The organism is Variovorax sp. KK3 (assembly GCF_001984055.1).
GTDB lineage: Bacteria > Pseudomonadota > Gammaproteobacteria > Burkholderiales > Burkholderiaceae_C > Variovorax.
Genome location: NZ_LYVO01000006.1, coordinates 13,615 through 28,937 on the forward strand (window position 1 = coordinate 13,615; position 15,323 = coordinate 28,937).

16 protein-coding genes are annotated in these 15,323 nt (G+C 69.8%); 15 read left to right on the plus strand and 1 reads right to left on the minus strand.

Going from position 1 to position 15,323, the window contains the following annotated elements; translation table 11 throughout:
• The first annotated feature begins 52 nt into the window (after positions 1–52).
• The 9 genes from ptsP (at position 53) to B0W80_RS04565 (ending at position 9,051) form a co-directional block, all read left to right on the plus strand.
• Positions 53–1,861 carry a phosphoenolpyruvate--protein phosphotransferase gene (gene ptsP, locus B0W80_RS04525; RefSeq protein ID WP_076997918.1) on the plus strand — a complete coding sequence of 603 codons (1,809 nt, stop codon included), beginning with the start codon at positions 53–55 and terminating at the stop codon, positions 1,859–1,861.
• 101 nt (positions 1,862–1,962) lie between these two features.
• A complete protein-coding gene (locus B0W80_RS04530; RefSeq protein ID WP_076997919.1) occupies positions 1,963–2,430 on the plus strand; it encodes a Spy/CpxP family protein refolding chaperone in 468 nt (155 codons plus the stop codon).
• Entirely contained in the window at positions 2,423–2,896 is a 474-nt protein-coding gene (locus tag B0W80_RS04535; protein WP_083745175.1) for a DUF4260 domain-containing protein, read from the plus strand. The genes B0W80_RS04530 and B0W80_RS04535 overlap by 8 nt, the downstream gene beginning before the upstream one ends.
• Before the next feature lie 82 nt (positions 2,897–2,978).
• Positions 2,979–3,671, plus strand: coding sequence for a response regulator transcription factor (locus B0W80_RS04540; protein ID WP_076998031.1), 693 nt, complete (start codon positions 2,979–2,981; stop codon positions 3,669–3,671).
• Entirely contained in the window at positions 3,668–4,993 is a 1,326-nt protein-coding gene (locus tag B0W80_RS04545; RefSeq protein WP_076997921.1) for an ATP-binding protein, read from the plus strand. The genes B0W80_RS04540 and B0W80_RS04545 overlap by 4 nt, the downstream gene beginning before the upstream one ends.
• A 284-nt stretch (positions 4,994–5,277) precedes the next feature.
• Positions 5,278–5,613 carry a hypothetical protein gene (locus B0W80_RS04550; protein ID WP_076997922.1) on the plus strand — a complete coding sequence of 112 codons (336 nt, stop codon included), beginning with the start codon at positions 5,278–5,280 and terminating at the stop codon, positions 5,611–5,613.
• Positions 5,613–6,743 (plus strand): alcohol dehydrogenase, encoded by a 1,131-nt coding sequence (locus B0W80_RS04555; protein WP_076997923.1) that lies wholly within the window; start codon positions 5,613–5,615, stop codon positions 6,741–6,743. The genes B0W80_RS04550 and B0W80_RS04555 overlap by 1 nt, the downstream gene beginning before the upstream one ends.
• Entirely contained in the window at positions 6,740–7,741 is a 1,002-nt protein-coding gene (locus tag B0W80_RS04560) for a D-glycerate dehydrogenase (protein WP_076997924.1), read from the plus strand. The genes B0W80_RS04555 and B0W80_RS04560 overlap by 4 nt, the downstream gene beginning before the upstream one ends.
• A gap of 41 nt (positions 7,742–7,782) precedes the next feature.
• A complete protein-coding gene (locus tag B0W80_RS04565) occupies positions 7,783–9,051 on the plus strand; it encodes an ABC transporter substrate-binding protein (RefSeq protein WP_076997925.1) in 1,269 nt (422 codons plus the stop codon).
• Positions 9,052–9,113: 62 nt separating this feature from the next.
• Here B0W80_RS04565 and B0W80_RS04570 read toward each other — a convergent pair whose 3' ends face one another.
• Entirely contained in the window at positions 9,114–9,944 is an 831-nt protein-coding gene (locus B0W80_RS04570; protein ID WP_076997926.1) for an IclR family transcriptional regulator, read from the minus strand.
• 72 nt (positions 9,945–10,016) lie between these two features.
• Between B0W80_RS04570 and B0W80_RS04575 the strand changes: the two genes are divergently transcribed.
• The 6 genes from B0W80_RS04575 (at position 10,017) to B0W80_RS04600 (ending at position 15,306) form a co-directional block, all read left to right on the plus strand.
• Positions 10,017–11,459 carry an NAD-dependent succinate-semialdehyde dehydrogenase gene (locus B0W80_RS04575; RefSeq protein WP_076998032.1) on the plus strand — a complete coding sequence of 481 codons (1,443 nt, stop codon included), beginning with the start codon at positions 10,017–10,019 and terminating at the stop codon, positions 11,457–11,459.
• 4 nt (positions 11,460–11,463) lie between these two features.
• Positions 11,464–11,670, plus strand: a complete 207-nt coding sequence (locus B0W80_RS04580; protein WP_076997927.1) for a 2-hydroxymuconate tautomerase — start codon at positions 11,464–11,466, stop codon at positions 11,668–11,670.
• Positions 11,667–13,163 carry an FAD-binding oxidoreductase gene (locus tag B0W80_RS04585; RefSeq protein WP_218668870.1) on the plus strand — a complete coding sequence of 499 codons (1,497 nt, stop codon included), beginning with the start codon at positions 11,667–11,669 and terminating at the stop codon, positions 13,161–13,163. Before B0W80_RS04580 ends, B0W80_RS04585 begins: the two co-directional genes overlap by 4 nt.
• On the plus strand, positions 13,160–13,537 hold the full coding sequence (locus B0W80_RS04590; protein ID WP_076997928.1) for a cupin domain-containing protein: 378 nt from the start codon (positions 13,160–13,162) through the stop codon (positions 13,535–13,537). The genes B0W80_RS04585 and B0W80_RS04590 overlap by 4 nt, the downstream gene beginning before the upstream one ends.
• On the plus strand, positions 13,521–14,297 hold the full coding sequence (locus tag B0W80_RS04595; protein WP_076997929.1) for an HpcH/HpaI aldolase/citrate lyase family protein: 777 nt from the start codon (positions 13,521–13,523) through the stop codon (positions 14,295–14,297). Before B0W80_RS04590 ends, B0W80_RS04595 begins: the two co-directional genes overlap by 17 nt.
• Before the next feature lie 67 nt (positions 14,298–14,364).
• Positions 14,365–15,306, plus strand: a complete 942-nt coding sequence (locus B0W80_RS04600; protein ID WP_076997930.1) for a TauD/TfdA family dioxygenase — start codon at positions 14,365–14,367, stop codon at positions 15,304–15,306.
• Positions 15,307–15,323: the final 17 nt, after the last annotated feature.

A 15,323-nucleotide genomic window follows, 5' to 3' on the forward strand; every position in this document is an offset into this window, starting at 1 on the left:
CCACCCCCCGAGGGGGCTGGGCCCGCTTGGGGCGGCCCGGCGCGGGCCCGTCATGACCTTCGCCGTCCACGGTCTGCCTGTCGCCCGTGGCATCGCGATCGGGCGTGCCGTGCTGGTGGTGTCCAGCCGCATCGACGTTGCGCATTACTTCATCAAGCCCGAGGAAGTCGACGCCGAGATCGACCGGCTGCGTGTTGCGCGCAACGCGGTGGCCGAAGAACTGCAGAAGCTGCAGGGCAACGTGGCCCTGATGGGGCCGAACGAGGCACCGCACGAACTCGCCGCGCTGCTCGACGTGCACCAGATGCTGTTGCAGGACGAGGTGCTCACCAACGGCGTCAAGCACTGGATCGTCGAGCGCCTCTACAACGCCGAATGGGCCCTGACTACCCAGCTCGAAGTGGTGGCGCGCCAGTTCGACGAGATGGAGGACGAGTACCTGCGCGAGCGCAAGGCCGACCTGGAGCAGGTCGTCGAGCGCCTGCTTCACCGCATGAAGGGCACTGCCGCCGTGCTCGCGCCCACGCCGCCGCGGCGCAAGCGCTCCGCCGACGACGAAGACAGCGACCTGACCGCAGGCGACGGCATCGACGCCCCGCTGGTGCTGATCGCGCACGACCTTTCTCCGGCCGACATGCTGCAGTTCAAGAAGAGCGTGTTCGCCGGCTTCGTCACCGACGTCGGCGGCCGCACCTCGCACACCGCCATCGTCGCGCGCAGCATGGACATCCCGGCCGTGGTCGGCGCGCGCACCGCCAGTCAGCTCGTGCGGCAGGACGACTGGGTCATCATCGACGGCGACGCCGGCGTCGTGATCGTCGACCCGTCGCCCATCATCCTGGCCGAGTACGGCTTCAAGCAGCGCCAGGGCGACCTGGAGCGCGGCCGCCTGGCGCGCCTGCGCCACAAGCCGGCCATCACGCTCGACGGCCAGCGCGTCGACCTGCTGGCCAACATCGAGATGCCCGAGGACACCGCGGGCGCGGTCAAGGTCGGCGCGGTCGGCGTCGGCCTGTTCCGCAGCGAATTCCTCTTCATGGGCCGCGAGGCGCAAAGCCTCACGCGGCTGCCCGACGAGGAAGAGCAGTACCAAGCTTACAAACGCGCGGTCGAAGGCATGCAGGGCATGCCGGTCACCGTTCGCACCATCGACGTGGGCGCCGACAAGCCGCTGGACGGCAAGTCGGTGCGCGACGACGCCCACCTCAACCCCGCGCTGGGCCTGCGCGCGATCCGCTGGAGCCTGGCCGACCCGGCCATGTTCCTGACGCAGATCCGCGCCATCCTGCGCGCGGCGGCGCACGGCGAAATTCATCTGCTGATCCCGATGCTCGCGCATGCCACCGAGATCCGGCAGACCTTGTCGCTCATCGACTTCGCGCGTGCCGAGCTCGACAACCGCGGCATGGTGCACGGCCCCGTGAAGCTCGGCGCCATGATCGAGGTGCCCGCCGCGGCGCTCACGCTGCGCATCTTCCTCAAGCACTTCGACTTTCTCTCGATCGGCACCAACGACCTGATCCAGTACACGCTGGCCATCGACCGGGCCGACGAGTCGGTGGCGCACCTCTACGACCCCGCGCACCCGGCCGTGCTGCGCCTGGTGGCCGAGACCATCACCGAATGCCGGCGCCAGGGCAAGGGTGTGAGCGTGTGCGGCGAGATGGCGGGCGACGTGGCCTTCACGCGGCTGCTGCTGGGCATGGGCCTGCGCAGCTTTTCCATGCACCCCTCCCAGATCCTGGCGGTCAAGCAGGAGGTGCTGCGCGCCGACACGAGCAAGCTCACGGCGTGGACGCAGCAGGTGCTGGATTCCGACGACCCGGCCAGCCTGCTCGCGCCGGCCACCGCGACGCAATAAAACGAAACACGCCGAAACCGCGGCGAAAGGACGGCGCGGCCACGCGCTCGCACCATCGAGTCTTCCCGATCGATCCCGATCGCAACGAAAGGAAAGACTCCATGAAGCCCTGGTTCAAACGCTCTCTCTTCGGCTTTGCCGGCGCCGCGCTGCTGGCCGGCAGCCTGGCCGGCTGCTCCAGCCACCGCCACGGCTGGGGCGGCGGCTATTCCGAGCAAGACCGCGCCGAGTTCCGTGCCCGCATGGTCGAGCGCGTGGGCAGCAAGCTCGAACTCGACGCCACCCAGAAACAGAAGCTCGACGTGCTGGCCGAAAAGATCCAGGCCCAGCGTGCGGCGCTGCGCGGCGGCGGCGATCCGCGTGCCGAGTTCCGCTCGCTCTTCGCGGGCGCCAGGCTCGACCAGGAGCGCGCGAAGAAGCTGGTCGACGACAAGACCGCCGCCGTGCGCACCGGGAGCCCTGAAGTGATCGCGGCGGCCGCCGACTTCTTCGACAACCTCAATCCCGCGCAGCAGCAGAAGGTCCGCGACTTCATGGAGCGCGGTCGCCGCTGGGGTCACCGTGGCTGAGTTCTCCGCGCCGGGCCTCGCGACCGCGCGGGCATCGACTCCGCCGCGTGTGCGCGAGGCGTCGGACGCGCGGCGCCAGCTTCCGGGCGCCACCCGCGGCGGCGTGCGCCTGCTGCTGCGCCTCGAAGGACTCGCGGTGCTGGCCGCCGCGGTCGCCGCCTACCAATACCTCGGCGCCAGCTGGGGCGCCTTCGCGATGCTGTTCCTGCTGCCCGACCTGTCCTTCCTGGGCTACCTGGCCGGCGCGCGCATCGGTGCCGTCGCCTACAACGCGGCGCATTCGTACATCGGCCCGGTCGCGCTGCTGGCGCTGGGCCTGGTCGGCGAGACGCCGACGCTGATCGCTGTCGCCCTGGTCTGGTCCGCGCACATCGGCCTCGACCGCGCGCTGGGCTATGGGCTCAAGTACGGCAGCGAGTTCGGTGCCACGCATCTCGGCCGCATCGGCCGCGCCGACCCGTGGTGAAGGCCGGCAAGACGCGGCGGGTTCGATGGCATCGGGCCTGATCACCGGGCTCGTCTTCGCGGCCGCTAGGCACAATGGCTCCATGCCCCGCATCCTGCTGATCGACGACGACGAGCACCTGGCCGCGCCACTGGCCAGCTACTTCGCGCGCTTCGACTGCGTGCTCGACAGCGCCTCGCGGCCCAGCGAAGGCCTGGCCCGCTTGCGTTCGCAGCCCTACGACGCGGCCATCCTCGACGTGATGCTCCCCGAGATGGACGGCTTCGCGCTGTGCCGCGAGATCCGGAAGGAGAGCGACATCCCGATCGTGATGCTGACCGCGCGCGGCGACGTGATGGACCGCGTGGTCGGCCTGGAGCTGGGCGCCGACGACTACCTGCCCAAGCCCTTCGAGCCGCGCGAGCTGGTGGCACGCGTGCAGACCATCTTGCGCCGGCAGCGTGCCGCGCCGGTCACGACGCCCGCGCAGCGCCGCGAGTTCGAGGGCCTGGTGATCGACCTTGACCGACGCGAGGTGCTGCGCCAGGGCGAGCGCGTCGAACTCACCGGCACCGAGTTCGAACTCCTCGCACTGCTGGCCGATCCGCCCGGCAAGGTCTGGAGTCGCGACGACATCCTGAACCGGCTGCGCGGCCACGAGGCGGAGCTCTACACGCGTGCCGTCGACATCGTGGTGAGCCGGCTGCGCAAGAAGCTTGAGCCGCTGGACTGCATCAAGACGCTGCGCAATGCCGGCTACATGCTCGCGGTCGGCAAGGGCGGCGGCGGCCCGTGAGCCGTCGTCCGCGTCCGCGCGGGCCCCATGGCCCGCATGGCCAGTGGCACCACCGCTGGCGCCATTCGCTGCGCCTGCGGCTGATCACCGTCTTCGTGCTGCTCGCCATGGCGATGGCGGCGGTGTTCCTGGGCGGCATGCAGCGCGCTTTCTCCAACGGCTGGCGCGGCGCGGCGCAGCCGCTGGTCGGCGACTACATGGACCGGCTGGTGGCCGAGCTGGGCCAGCCGCCCGACGTGGCGCGCGCGCAGGCGCTGGTCACGCGGCTGCCCATCTCCATCCGCATCGAGGGCCCGGTCGTCAACTGGGACTCGCACCCCGATCGCCGCTGGCGCGGCTTCGGCCCGCGCAGCAGCGAGTGGCTGACGCGCAGCACCGCGGATGGCCATCGCATCAACTTCGGCCTGGGCACGCTGCCCTGGCAGCGCGAGCCGCACGGCATCGGCTGGCTCACCCTGGGCTTGCTGCTGGCCTTGATCGTGCTCGCCTACGCCTATGTTCGCCGCCTGCTGCGGCCGCTCGACGACATCCGCGCCGGCGCCGAGCGCTTCGGCAGCGGCGCCTTCGACCAGCCGATACCGTTGCGACGTCGCGATGAGCTGGGCGATCTCGCGCAGCGCATCAACACCATGGCGCACGACATCCAGGGCATGCTCGATGCCAAGCGCGCGCTGCTGCTGGCCCTGAGCCACGAGTTGCGCTCGCCGCTCACGCGCGCGCGCCTCAACGCCGAACTCCTGCCCGCCACGCCCGAAGGTGCGGCCGAGCGCGCCGCGCTGCTGCGCGACCTGGCCGAGATGCGCGACCTCATCAGCGACCTGCTGGAAAGCGAGCGCCTCGCCAGCCCGCACGTGGCCCTGCAGCGCGAGCCGGTCGACGTCTCCGCGCTCGTGCGCGAGGTGGTGGCCGAGCATCCGGAGGGCGGCCGCATCGTGCTCGACGTGGCAGCCGGCCTGCCTGCGCTGGCACTGGACCGCCTGCGCATCCGCCTGCTGGTGCGCAACCTGCTGGAGAACGCGCTGCGCTACGGCGGCGATGCGGCCGAGGCGCCGCGCATCGCACTGCGCGCGTCGACGGAGGGCGGCGTCGAGCTCGAGGTGCGCGACTTCGGCCCCGGCGTCGATGCCGAGCAGCTCGAGCGCCTGACCGAGCCCTTCTACCGTACCGACAGCGCGCGGCAGCGCGCCACCGGCGGCGTGGGCCTGGGCATGTACCTGTGCCGGCTGGTGGCCGTGGCGCACGGCGGCACGCTGGCCGTGCGCAACGCGCAGCCCGGGCTGGCCGTCAGCGCCTGGCTGCCCGGCGCTGCAAGCCCCGCGTAGCCGCAACGCCACCCCGCATCCACCGCGCTTCGAACGCACGCCCTGTAACGATGGGGCGGCGCCCCTTTGCGTGCGCTTCGCCACCGCGCGCCGCCGCAGCCCACGAGCAGGCCGGTGCCGCATCGATCGCCGATCTGCCCGGACCATCGTCTCCCAAGAAAACATCGCACGAACAATGTTCTGATATCGGACCAACAATATAAATAGTTCCGTTATCGGATAAAGCCGTGTAGACTCGCTCCACGCCGGCCATCGATGGCCGCGAGCAACCAGGAGACAGATTCATGATTACCGCGATGGTGCAGATCACCGTTCCCGAACCGCTGTCCGACGCGGAGGTGCGCGAGATCTTCGACGGCACTTCTCCCAACTACCTCAAGGTTCCCGGCCTCATCCGCAAGTACTACCTGCTGTCGGAAGACCGGCTGGTCATCGGCGGCTGCTACCTGTGGGAGACCAAGGAGCAGGCCCAGCGCATCTACACCGACGAATGGCGTCGCACGGTCGTCAAGCGCTACCGCGGCCCGGAGCCCACCGTCACCTTCTTCGAGTCGCCCGTCATCGTCGAAGGCGCGCTCGACCGCATCGACACCTTCTGGTCGCAGACGATCGGCGCGTGATGACCGACGGGTCGCTTCCGCAAACGAGCCTGCGCTACGAGCTGGTGTGCTGCGGCGCGCCGCTCGTGCCGCGGCGCGTGCAGACACCGGTGCCCACGGGCAGCGAGGTGCTGCTGCGCACGCTCGCGGCGGGCGTCTGCCACACCGACCTGCACTTGAGCGACGGCTTCTTCGACCTGGGCCAGGGCAAGCGGCTCGCGATGACCGAGCGCGGCATCACGCTCCCGCACACCCTGGGCCACGAGAACGTCGGCGAAGTCGTCGCGCTCGGCCCCGAAGCGCAAGGCATGCAGATCGGCGAGCGCGTGCTCGTGCATCCATGGATCGGCTGCGGAAGCTGCCCGGCCTGCCGCGGCGACGACGAGTCCTTCTGCACCCAACCCCGCTTCATCGGCGTGTTCCGCCCCGGCGGCTTCGGCGAGCACCTGCTGGTGCCGCATGCGCGCTACCTCTTTCCGATCGGAAGCCTGCCGCCCGAGCGCGCGGCACCGCTCGCCTGTTCCGGCTTGACCGCGTTCAGCGCGCTGATGAAGGTCGAGGACCTGCTGGCACGCGAGCCCATCGTCATCGTGGGCGCGGGCGGCCTGGGGCTGATGTGCCTGTCGCTGCTGCAAGGCATGAAGTCCCGCGGCGCGGTGGTGATCGAGCCCGACGCAGCCAAGCGCGACGCGGCGCTGGCGCTCGGTGCAGTGGCGGCGGTGGCGCCGACAGCCGATGGCATGGCGCAGCTCGCCGGGCACGCCGCGGATGGCTTCGGCGCCGTGCTGGATTTCGTGGGCTCGGCGACGTCGACGAGCAACGCGATCCCGCTGCTGCGCAAGGGCGGCCGCCTCGTGGTCGTCGGCATGTACGGCGGTGCCTTCGAGCTGCCGATTCCGACGCTGGTGCTTCGCTCGTTGAGCGTCCAGGGTTCCTATGTCGGCTCGCTCGACGAGATGGGCGCGCTCATGGCGCACGTCGCGCGCCACGGCGCACCGGAAGTGCCCGTGAGCGTGCGTCCGCTCGTCGACGTCAACGCGGCCTTGCTGGCCGTGCGCTCGGGGCAGGTGGTCGGGCGCACCGTGCTGATGTCCGAAGCATCGAAACCCGCGGCGGGCTCGGCCCGGCCCGCAGCCCAGGTGGTGGCATGAACAAAGAAAAGATTCTGGTGGCCCGCGCCACCTTCGACGACATCCTCGACCGGCTCGACGCCTACTTCGACGTCGAGCGCAACCTCGAAGACCGTCCCTTCTCGCCCGAGCAGCTGGGCGCGCGCATCGACGGCAAGGTGGGCGCCCTCTTGATGGGCGGTGAACGCATCGACGAAGCGCTGCTCGCGGCCAACCCGCAGCTGCGCGCCGTCTGCAACTGCGCGGCCGGCTTCAACAACTTCGACCTCGAAGCGATCACGCGCCGCGGCGTCATTGCCACCAACACTCCCCACGTGTCGAACGAGAGCGTGGCCGATCTCGCATGGGCGCTGATGATGGCCGCGGCGCGCCGGCTGCGCGAAGCCGACGATTACGTGCGCTCGGGCCAATGGCATGGCTTCGCCTACGACCTGATGATCGGTGCCGACCTGCACGGTCGCACGCTGGGCATCGCCGGCATGGGCGGCATCGGCCAGGCCATCGCGCGGCGCGCCGCCGGCTTCGGCATGCGGGTCGTGTATCACAACCGCAGGCCGGTGCCGCAGTCCATCGAGGAGGCGTGCCGTGCCACTTGGTGCAGCAAGGATGCGCTGCTGGCCGAAGTCGATCACCTGGTGCTGACCTTGCCTTACGCCGAGGAGACGAAGCACTTCATCGGCGCGGCCGAGCTGCGGGCCATGAAGCCGGGCGCGACGCTGGTGAACGTGGCGCGCGGCGGCATCGTGGACGACCGGTCGCTTGCGCAGGCATTGCACGAAGGCCGCCTCGGCGGTGCCGCGCTCGACGTGTTCGAGAACGAGCCCCGCGTGCATCCCGAGTTGCTGACCGCACCGCGCCTGATCATGAGCCCGCACATCGGCAGCGCCTCGGTGCCCGCGCGGCGCGCTCTGGCGAACCTCGCGGTCGACAACCTGATCGCGGCGCTGGGCTACGGCGAACAGGCCGGCAACCCGCCGTCGATCCTCAACCCCGAAGTGCTCGCGGCCACGACGGCCTGAGCCACCCGACCTCATCCCTCGATAGACAACGGAGACAAGACATGAAGCACATCCTCAGCACTTGCGCCCTGGCTGCCGCCACCGTGGCGGCGATTCCCGCGACCGCGCAGACCGCACCGGCGGCACCTGCCGCGCCGGCAACCAAGGCCATCGGCATCTCGGACGACGTGATCCGCATCGGCGTCCTCACCGACCTGAGCGGCCTGTTCTCCGACTTCGCCGGCAAGGGTTCGATCGCCGCGGTGAAGATGGCGGTCGACGAGATGGGCGGCCAGATCAACGGCCGCAAGATCGAGATCGTCACGGCCGACCACCAGAACAAGGCCGACGTCGCATCGGCCAAGGCGCGCGAGTGGTTCGATTCGCAGAAGGTCGACATGATCACCGACCTGGTCGGCTCGGCGCCCTCGCTGGCCGTGGCCGAGATCGGCAAGCAGAAGCAGAAGGTGGTGATGGTCAGCGGCGCCTATTCGCCGCGGCTGACCAACGAGAGCTGTTCGCCCACCACCGCGCACTGGCAGCTCGACACCGTCGCGCTGGCGAGCACGCCCAAGTTCCTGGTCAAGCAGGGCATGGACAGCTGGTACTTCGTGTCGGCCGACTATGCCTTCGGCCAGGCGATGGAGCAGGACGCCACCAAGGTCATCGAAGCGGCCGGCGGCAAGGTCGTCGGCTCGGTCAAGCATCCCTTCAACGCGCCGGACTTCTCGTCGTACATGCTGCGCGCCCAATCGTCGGGCGCCAAGGCGATCGCGCTGGCCAATGCGGGCGGCGACATGATCAACGCGGTCAAGGCGGCCAACGAATTCGGCGTCAACAAGTCCGGCAAGCAGAACGTGATCGCCATGGCTTTCCTGCTGACCGACGTGCACGCGCTCGGCCTGCCGCTGGCCCAGGGCCTGTACACCATCGAAGGCTTCTACTGGGACAGCGACCCGGCCTCGCGCCAGTTCGGCGAGCGCTTCTACAAAGAGGTCAAGAAGATGCCGACCGCGATCCAGGCCGCGGGCTACTCGGCCGCGCTGACCTACCTCAAGGCCGTCAAGGCCGCCGGCACCGACGACGCGCTCACGGTGATGAAGCAGATGCGCTCGATGCCCATCGAGGACGTGTACGCCGGCCGAGCGACGTTGCGCGAAGACGGCCGCCTCATGAAGGACATGATGCTGGTGCAGGTGAAGAAGCCTGGCGATTCGAAGAAGCCGTGGGACTACTACGACATCCGCGCCAAGGTCACGGCCGAAGAGGCCTTCCAGCCGCTGTCGAAATCCGCCTGTCCGACCGTGCAGAAGTCGGTCGCGCAGAAGTAGACGCACGGCCGCCGCACCGAACGCCCGTCGCTCGCGCAGTCACCATGCAGCAGATCTTCGATTCAGCCCGCCGGGATGTAGCCCAGCGCACGCGAGATCGCCTGCGCATGCTCGCGCAGCAGCGTGACCAGGCGTGCCGACTGCGGCTCCACCCGGTCGCTCGGCGCGGCCAGCACCAGTGCGGCGGCGACTTCGCCGTCGGGGCCGCGCAGGGGCATGCCGAAGGCCGACACGCCAAAGTGGGTGTCGTCCGCCGTCGTCGCGACGCCTGTGGCGCGGATCTCTTCGAGCATCTTGCGCAGGCGCCGCTTGTCGGTGAGCGTGCGCGACGTGAAGGCCACCGGCTTGATCTGGGCCAGGTAGTCCTCCTGCGTCTCCTTCGGCAGAAAGGCCAGCAGCGTGCGGCCGCCGGCGGACGAGTAGAGCGGACGGCGCTCGCCGATGGAGGCCATGAAGCGGATCGGGTGCGCGCTCTCGGCCCGCGCGACGTAGATGGCCTCGAGCGAGTCCGGTGCCAGCGCGGACACGAACACCGTTTCGCCCGACTGCTGCGCCAGCGTGTGAAGAAAGGGCTGCGCGATCTCGGGCAGGTGCGCGATGTCGGCCGGCCGCTTCTGCGATGCGATCAGCGTCGCGAGCGCATGGGCTGCGTCGCCGAGACGGTAGCGCGTGCCGTCCAGCTGCACGTAGCCGCCCTGCAGAAGCGCTCGCAGCAGCGCCAGCACGCTGGTCTTGGGTGTCTCGACGGCCAGCGCCAGTTGCGACAGCGTCAAGCCGTCCACGGCCAGTGCGAGTTTGCTCAGCAGGTTGAGGCTGCGCAGCGGCGCACGCGGGGCTTGGGAGTCGACGGCCGCTTCGTTGCTGGGTGGCGAGACGATCTTGCGAGTGGCCATGTGGTCGGTGCTTGCCGGCGCCAGGTCCGGAACACGTTTTGTTGAATTCCGATATTGAAACAGAAGTTGATGATGAACACGAATGCAAATGGCGCCGATGCTGCGCTGTCGATCGCCGGTGAATGGATTCCCGCGTCGGCGCGCGAGACGCTGCCGCTGGTCGATCCGGCCACGCTCGAGACCATCGGCCGCGTGCCCGTGGCGACGCGCCAGGACCTGGACCGTGCGCTGGAGGCCGCCGCGGCGGCGGCACCGGCATGGCGACGCACGTCGGCCTACGAGCGCTCGGCCATCCTGCGCCGTGCGGCGCAGGCGATTCGCGAGGACGTGGACACGATCGCCCGTTCGCTGACGCGCGAGCAGGGCAAGACCCTGGCCGAGGCGCGCGGCGAAGTGCTGGGTGCCGCCGACACCTTCGACTGGTTCGCCGAGGAAGGCCGGCGCGCCTATGGCCGCGTGATCCCGCCGCGCGCATCCGGCGAACGATGGCTCGTGGTGCGCGAGCCGGTCGGTCCGGTGGCCGCGTTCTCGCCGTGGAATTTCCCTGCGATGCTCTCGTCGCGCAAGATCGCCGCGTCGCTGGCGGCGGGCTGCCCCTGCATCATCAAGCCGGCCGAGGAAACGCCGACCCCCGCGATCGCCTTCGCGCGCGCGCTGGAGCAGGCGGGGCTTCCATCCGGCGTGCTGCAGATCGTGCTCGGCGTGCCGGGCGACATCTCGTCGCACCTGATCGCGTCGCCCGTGATCCAGAAGCTCAGCTTCACGGGCTCGACCGCCGTGGGTCGGCACTTGGCGCGGCTGGCCGGCGAGCATCTGAAGAAGAGCACCTTCGAACTCGGCGGCCACGCGCCCGTGGTGGTGTTCGACGATGCCGACCTGGCGCGCACGGTCGACCTGCTCGTGGCCGGCAAGGTCCGCAACGCGGGCCAGGTCTGCATCGCACCCACCCGCATGTACGTGCAGAAGGGCATCTACCGCGAGTTCGTCGACCGGCTGGGCGGTGCGCTCGGCGCGGTGCGCGTGGGCAACGGCCTGGACGCCGCCAACCGCATGGGCGCGATGGCCAACGCGCGCCGCATCGACGCGATGCAAGGGCTGGTCGAGGACGCGCGTGCGCACGGCGCCACGCTGGTGCAGGGCGGCATGCGCGCCGCGGAGGGCGGCCACTTCTGGCAGCCGACCTTGTTGTCCGACGTGCCGGCCGATGCGCGCGTGATGCACGAGGAACCCTTCGGCCCGCTGGCGCTGGTCAACCCCTTCGACGATCTCGAAGACGCTGCGCGCGAAGCCAACGGCCTGCCCTACGGCCTCGCGGCCTATGCGTTCACCACCTCGATGAAACGTTCGATCGCGATCGGCGAAGCCTTCGAGACCGGTGTGGTCGGCATCAACAACCTCAACGTGTCGATCGCCGAGGCGCCCTTCGGCGGCGTCAAGGACAGCGGCTGGGGCTCGGAGGCGGGGCAGGAAGGCCTCGAAGCCTACCTCCACACCAAGTTCATCAGCGAGGTCTGAGGCCATGCCCATCATTCAAGTCACGCTGCTGGAAGGACGGTCGCGCGAGACCAAGCAGCGCCTGATCGACCTGCTGACGCAGGCCGCCATCGACGCCGTCGGTGCGCCGCGCGAGAACGTGCGGGTCATGATCTGGGAGATCCCTCCAGAGAACTTCGCGGTGGGCGGGCAGGTCAAGCCGCCGCCGGTCCTCCCCGGGGGATCGCAATGAACGCGCGCGACATCGCCATGCCTGCGGCCCCCGAAGCGGACGCGATCCGGCGGGCGCTCGATGCCATCAAGTCGGTGGTGGGCCCGACGGGCTGGCTCGATGCGCCCGACGACGTGGCCCCCTACCTGCAGGAGCAGCGCGGCCTCTACCGAGGCGAAACCTGCCTGGTGGTGCGGCCGGCCAGCACCGACGAGGTGTCGCGGGTGGTCGCGATCTGTGCCGACAGCGGCCTGGCGGTCACGCCGCAGGGCGGCAACACCGGCTTGTGCGGAGCCGGCGTGCCGAGCGAATCGCAGCCCAACATCGTGCTGTCGCTGGCGCGCATGCGCAGCGTGCGTGCGGTCGACGCACCCAATTTCACGATCACGATGGACGCGGGCTGCGTGCTGGCGGACATCCAGCAGGCCGCGGCCGACGCGGACCGGCTGTTTCCGCTGAGCCTGGGCGCTGAAGGCAGCTGCCAGATCGGCGGCAACCTCTCGACCAACGCCGGCGGCATCCAGGTGCTGCGCTACGGCAACATGCGCGAGCTCACGCTCGGGCTCGAAGTCGTGCTGCCCGACGGCAGCGTGCTCGACAGCCTGCGCGCCCTGCGCAAGGACAACACCGGCTACGACCTCAAGCAACTCTTCATCGGCGCCGAGGGCACGCTGGGCATCATCACGGCGGCCACGCTGCGGCTGTTTCCGCGGCCGGTGCAGACCGCGACCGCCTATGCCGCGCTGTCTCGCATCGAAGACGTCATCGCGCTGCTGACGATGTCGCGGCGCCTCACCGCCGACCAACTCACCGCCTTCGAGTTCGTACCGCGCTTCGCGGTGGACATCGCCACGCGCCACATCGCCAACACGCGCGATCCACTGCCGGGCACAGCGCCGTGGTACGTGCTCATGGAAGTGTCGAGTTCGGCCGGCGAAGCCGACATGCACGGCCTGCTCGAGAACGTGCTGACGCAGGCCATGGACGCCGGCCTGGTGACCGATGCCGTCATGGCCACCAGCGACGCGCAGCGCCTGGGCATGTGGAAGGTGCGCGAGGCGCTGGTCGAGGCCCAGCGATTCGAAGGCGCCTCGATCAAGTTCGACGTGTCGGTGCCGGTGACGTCGATTCCCGACTTCGTCCACACGGCGACGGCGGCCTGCCTGACGCGCGAGCCCACGCTGCGCGTGTTGGCCTTCGGCCACTGCGGCGACGGCAACGTGCACTTCAACCTGGCCGCACCGCCGGGGGACGACGGCAGCTTCATCGAGCGCAGCGACGAGTTCGCCACCCTGGTCTTCGACATCGTGCGAAGCCTGCGCGGCTCGATCAGCGCCGAGCACGGCATCGGCCGCACCAAGCGCGAAGCCATGGGCATCTACAAGTCGGCGACCGAGCTCGCGCTCATGCACCGGCTGAAGGCCGCCATCGATCCGCTGGCGATCATGAATCCCGGCAAGGTCCTGCCCCAGGCAGAGAGCGCGGCCGGCACCCACGAAAGGAAACAACGATGACCGAGACCACCCAGTTCGCCAACCTCTACGACATGCCGCGCGAAACCGTGCGCCGCGGCGTCGAGCGCGCCGGCTTCCGCGGCAAGGACTTCATCGCCGTGATGAACTGGCTCACGCCGGGCATGGACCTGGCGCCGCACAAGCACGAGTTCGAGCAGGTGGCGATCATCCTGCAGGGCCAGGTGCGCTTCCACGTCGGCGACGAGGTGTTCGAGGCCGGCCCGGGCGGATCGATCCGCATCCCGGCCGGCGTCATGCACCACGCCGAGCCGGTGGGCACGGAAGTCGTGCTCAACCTCGACATCTTCTCGCCGGTGCGGCCCGACTATCTGCACCTCGTCGCGGGGCAGGACGGCGATGCATCGAAGCCTTGAGATCGCTTCCGCGTTCCGTGCGCGTCTCGCGGCCGGCGAGCGCCTGGTCGGCACTTTCGTGAAGTCGGGCTCGAGCGCGGTGGTCGAAGTGCTCGGCGGCATCGGCCTCGACTTCGTGGTGCTCGATGCGGAGCACGCGCCCTACGGCCGCGCCGAGATCGACCGGCTGCTGCTGGCGGCCTGCGCGAGCGGCCTGCCGGCGCTGGTGCGCGTGCCGGCCGGTGATGCCGGCGCCATCGACAACGCACTCGATTGCGGCGCGGCCGGCATCGTCGCGCCGCACATCCGCAACGCCGACGATGCGCGTGCGCTGCTCGCCGCCTGCCGCTACCGTGGCGGCACGCGCGGCTTCTCGAATTCGCCGCGGGCCGGTGGCTACGGGCGCGCCAACCTGCGCGACCACGTGGCCTCGAGCGATGCGAACGTCTGCGTGATCGGCCAGATCGAAGACATGGCGGCGCTCGATGCGCTCGACGCGATCATGGACGTGCCGCTCGACGCCGTCTTCATCGGCCGCGCCGACCTTGCCGTCTCGGGCGGCGCCGACTCGCTGGCGGCGCCGGCCGTCGGTGCGGCGGTCGATCGCATCTGCAGCGCGGCGCGCCAGGCGCGGCGCGCGGTCGCGGTGTTCCTGCTCGATCGGCGGCAGGCGGCAGAACTGCAACGCCTCGGCGCGAGCGCCTTGGTCATCGGTTCCGATCTGGCCTGGGTCGCGGCAGCCGCGACGAGCCAGATGCAAGGGCCCGAAGAAAGCCACTGAGGGCCACCGAGATCCACCGGCGGGTCCGACGCGGCCCGCCCACATCACCCCGCGGAGACAAGACCACATGAGCCCCACCATCCAGACCCGCCGGCCCGGCTTCGTGGCCGAAGTGACCGGCATCGACCTCGCACGCGATCTCGATGACCAGGCCGCCGAAGCGATCGCCGATGCCATCGACCATCACGGCGTCGTCGTCGTGCGCGACCAGCGACTCAGCAACGAAGAGCAGTTGGCCTTCGCCGACCGCTTCGGCCCGATCGAGACCTCGGTCACGCGTGTGCGGGCCGACTACCGCCAACGCATCGGGCTGCCGCAGATCGTCGACGTGTCGAACCTCGACGAGAACGGCCGGCCGCGCGAGATGGCGGACCGCCTGCGCATGCTGCTGCTGGGCAATCGGCTCTGGCACACCGACAGCTCGTTCCGCGCGCTCAACGGCGCCCTGTCGATGCTGCTCGCGCGCAGTATCCCGTCGGAAGGCGGGGAAACCGAGTTCAGTGACAATCGAGCCGCCTTCGCCGCGCTGCCCGCCGCGACGCGCGAGCGCATCGACGGCCTGCGTGCCGAGCATTCGCTGATGCACTCGCGTTCGCAACTCGGCTTCAGCGATTTCTCCGAAGAAGAGCGGCGCGCGCTGCCGCCGGTCGAGCATCCGCTGGTACGTCGCTCGCCGGATGGCCGGCCCGCGCTCTACATCGGATCGCACGCGTCGCACGTGGTCGGCTGGCCGGTGCCCGAAGGCCGCATGCTCCTGCGCGACCTGCTGGAGCACACCACGCAGCCCGAATTCGTCTATGCACATGAATGGCGGGTCGGCGACCTCGTGATCTGGGACAACCGCTGCACCTTGCACCGCGGCCGCGCCTACGACGAGAGCCAGCCGCGCGACCTGCGCCGCGTGACCACCAGCGACACCACGTCGCTGTCGGTGCGCGACGGCCTGGTCGAGCGCCGCGAAACGAGACGAGCCGAAGCGCGGAGCCCCGCGCTCGCTGCCGGCATCTGAAGGAACACAGGAGACGC

Coding starts and splice junctions, on each gene's coding strand:
- ptsP (WP_076997918.1), top strand. CDS start 53: ATGACCTTCGCCGTCCACGGTCTGCCTGTCGCCCGTGGCATCGCGATC.
- B0W80_RS04530 (WP_076997919.1), top strand. CDS start 1,963: ATGAAGCCCTGGTTCAAACGCTCTCTCTTCGGCTTTGCCGGCGCCGCG.
- B0W80_RS04540 (WP_076998031.1), top strand. CDS start 2,979: ATGCCCCGCATCCTGCTGATCGACGACGACGAGCACCTGGCCGCGCCA.
- B0W80_RS04550 (WP_076997922.1), top strand. CDS start 5,278: ATGATTACCGCGATGGTGCAGATCACCGTTCCCGAACCGCTGTCCGAC.
- B0W80_RS04555 (WP_076997923.1), top strand. CDS start 5,613: ATGACCGACGGGTCGCTTCCGCAAACGAGCCTGCGCTACGAGCTGGTG.
- B0W80_RS04560 (WP_076997924.1), top strand. CDS start 6,740: ATGAACAAAGAAAAGATTCTGGTGGCCCGCGCCACCTTCGACGACATC.
- B0W80_RS04565 (WP_076997925.1), top strand. CDS start 7,783: ATGAAGCACATCCTCAGCACTTGCGCCCTGGCTGCCGCCACCGTGGCG.
- B0W80_RS04570 (WP_076997926.1), bottom strand. CDS start 9,944: ATGGCCACTCGCAAGATCGTCTCGCCACCCAGCAACGAAGCGGCCGTC.
- B0W80_RS04575 (WP_076998032.1), top strand. CDS start 10,017: ATGAACACGAATGCAAATGGCGCCGATGCTGCGCTGTCGATCGCCGGT.
- B0W80_RS04580 (WP_076997927.1), top strand. CDS start 11,464: ATGCCCATCATTCAAGTCACGCTGCTGGAAGGACGGTCGCGCGAGACC.
- B0W80_RS04585 (WP_218668870.1), top strand. CDS start 11,667: ATGAACGCGCGCGACATCGCCATGCCTGCGGCCCCCGAAGCGGACGCG.
- B0W80_RS04590 (WP_076997928.1), top strand. CDS start 13,160: ATGACCGAGACCACCCAGTTCGCCAACCTCTACGACATGCCGCGCGAA.
- B0W80_RS04595 (WP_076997929.1), top strand. CDS start 13,521: ATGCATCGAAGCCTTGAGATCGCTTCCGCGTTCCGTGCGCGTCTCGCG.
- B0W80_RS04600 (WP_076997930.1), top strand. CDS start 14,365: ATGAGCCCCACCATCCAGACCCGCCGGCCCGGCTTCGTGGCCGAAGTG.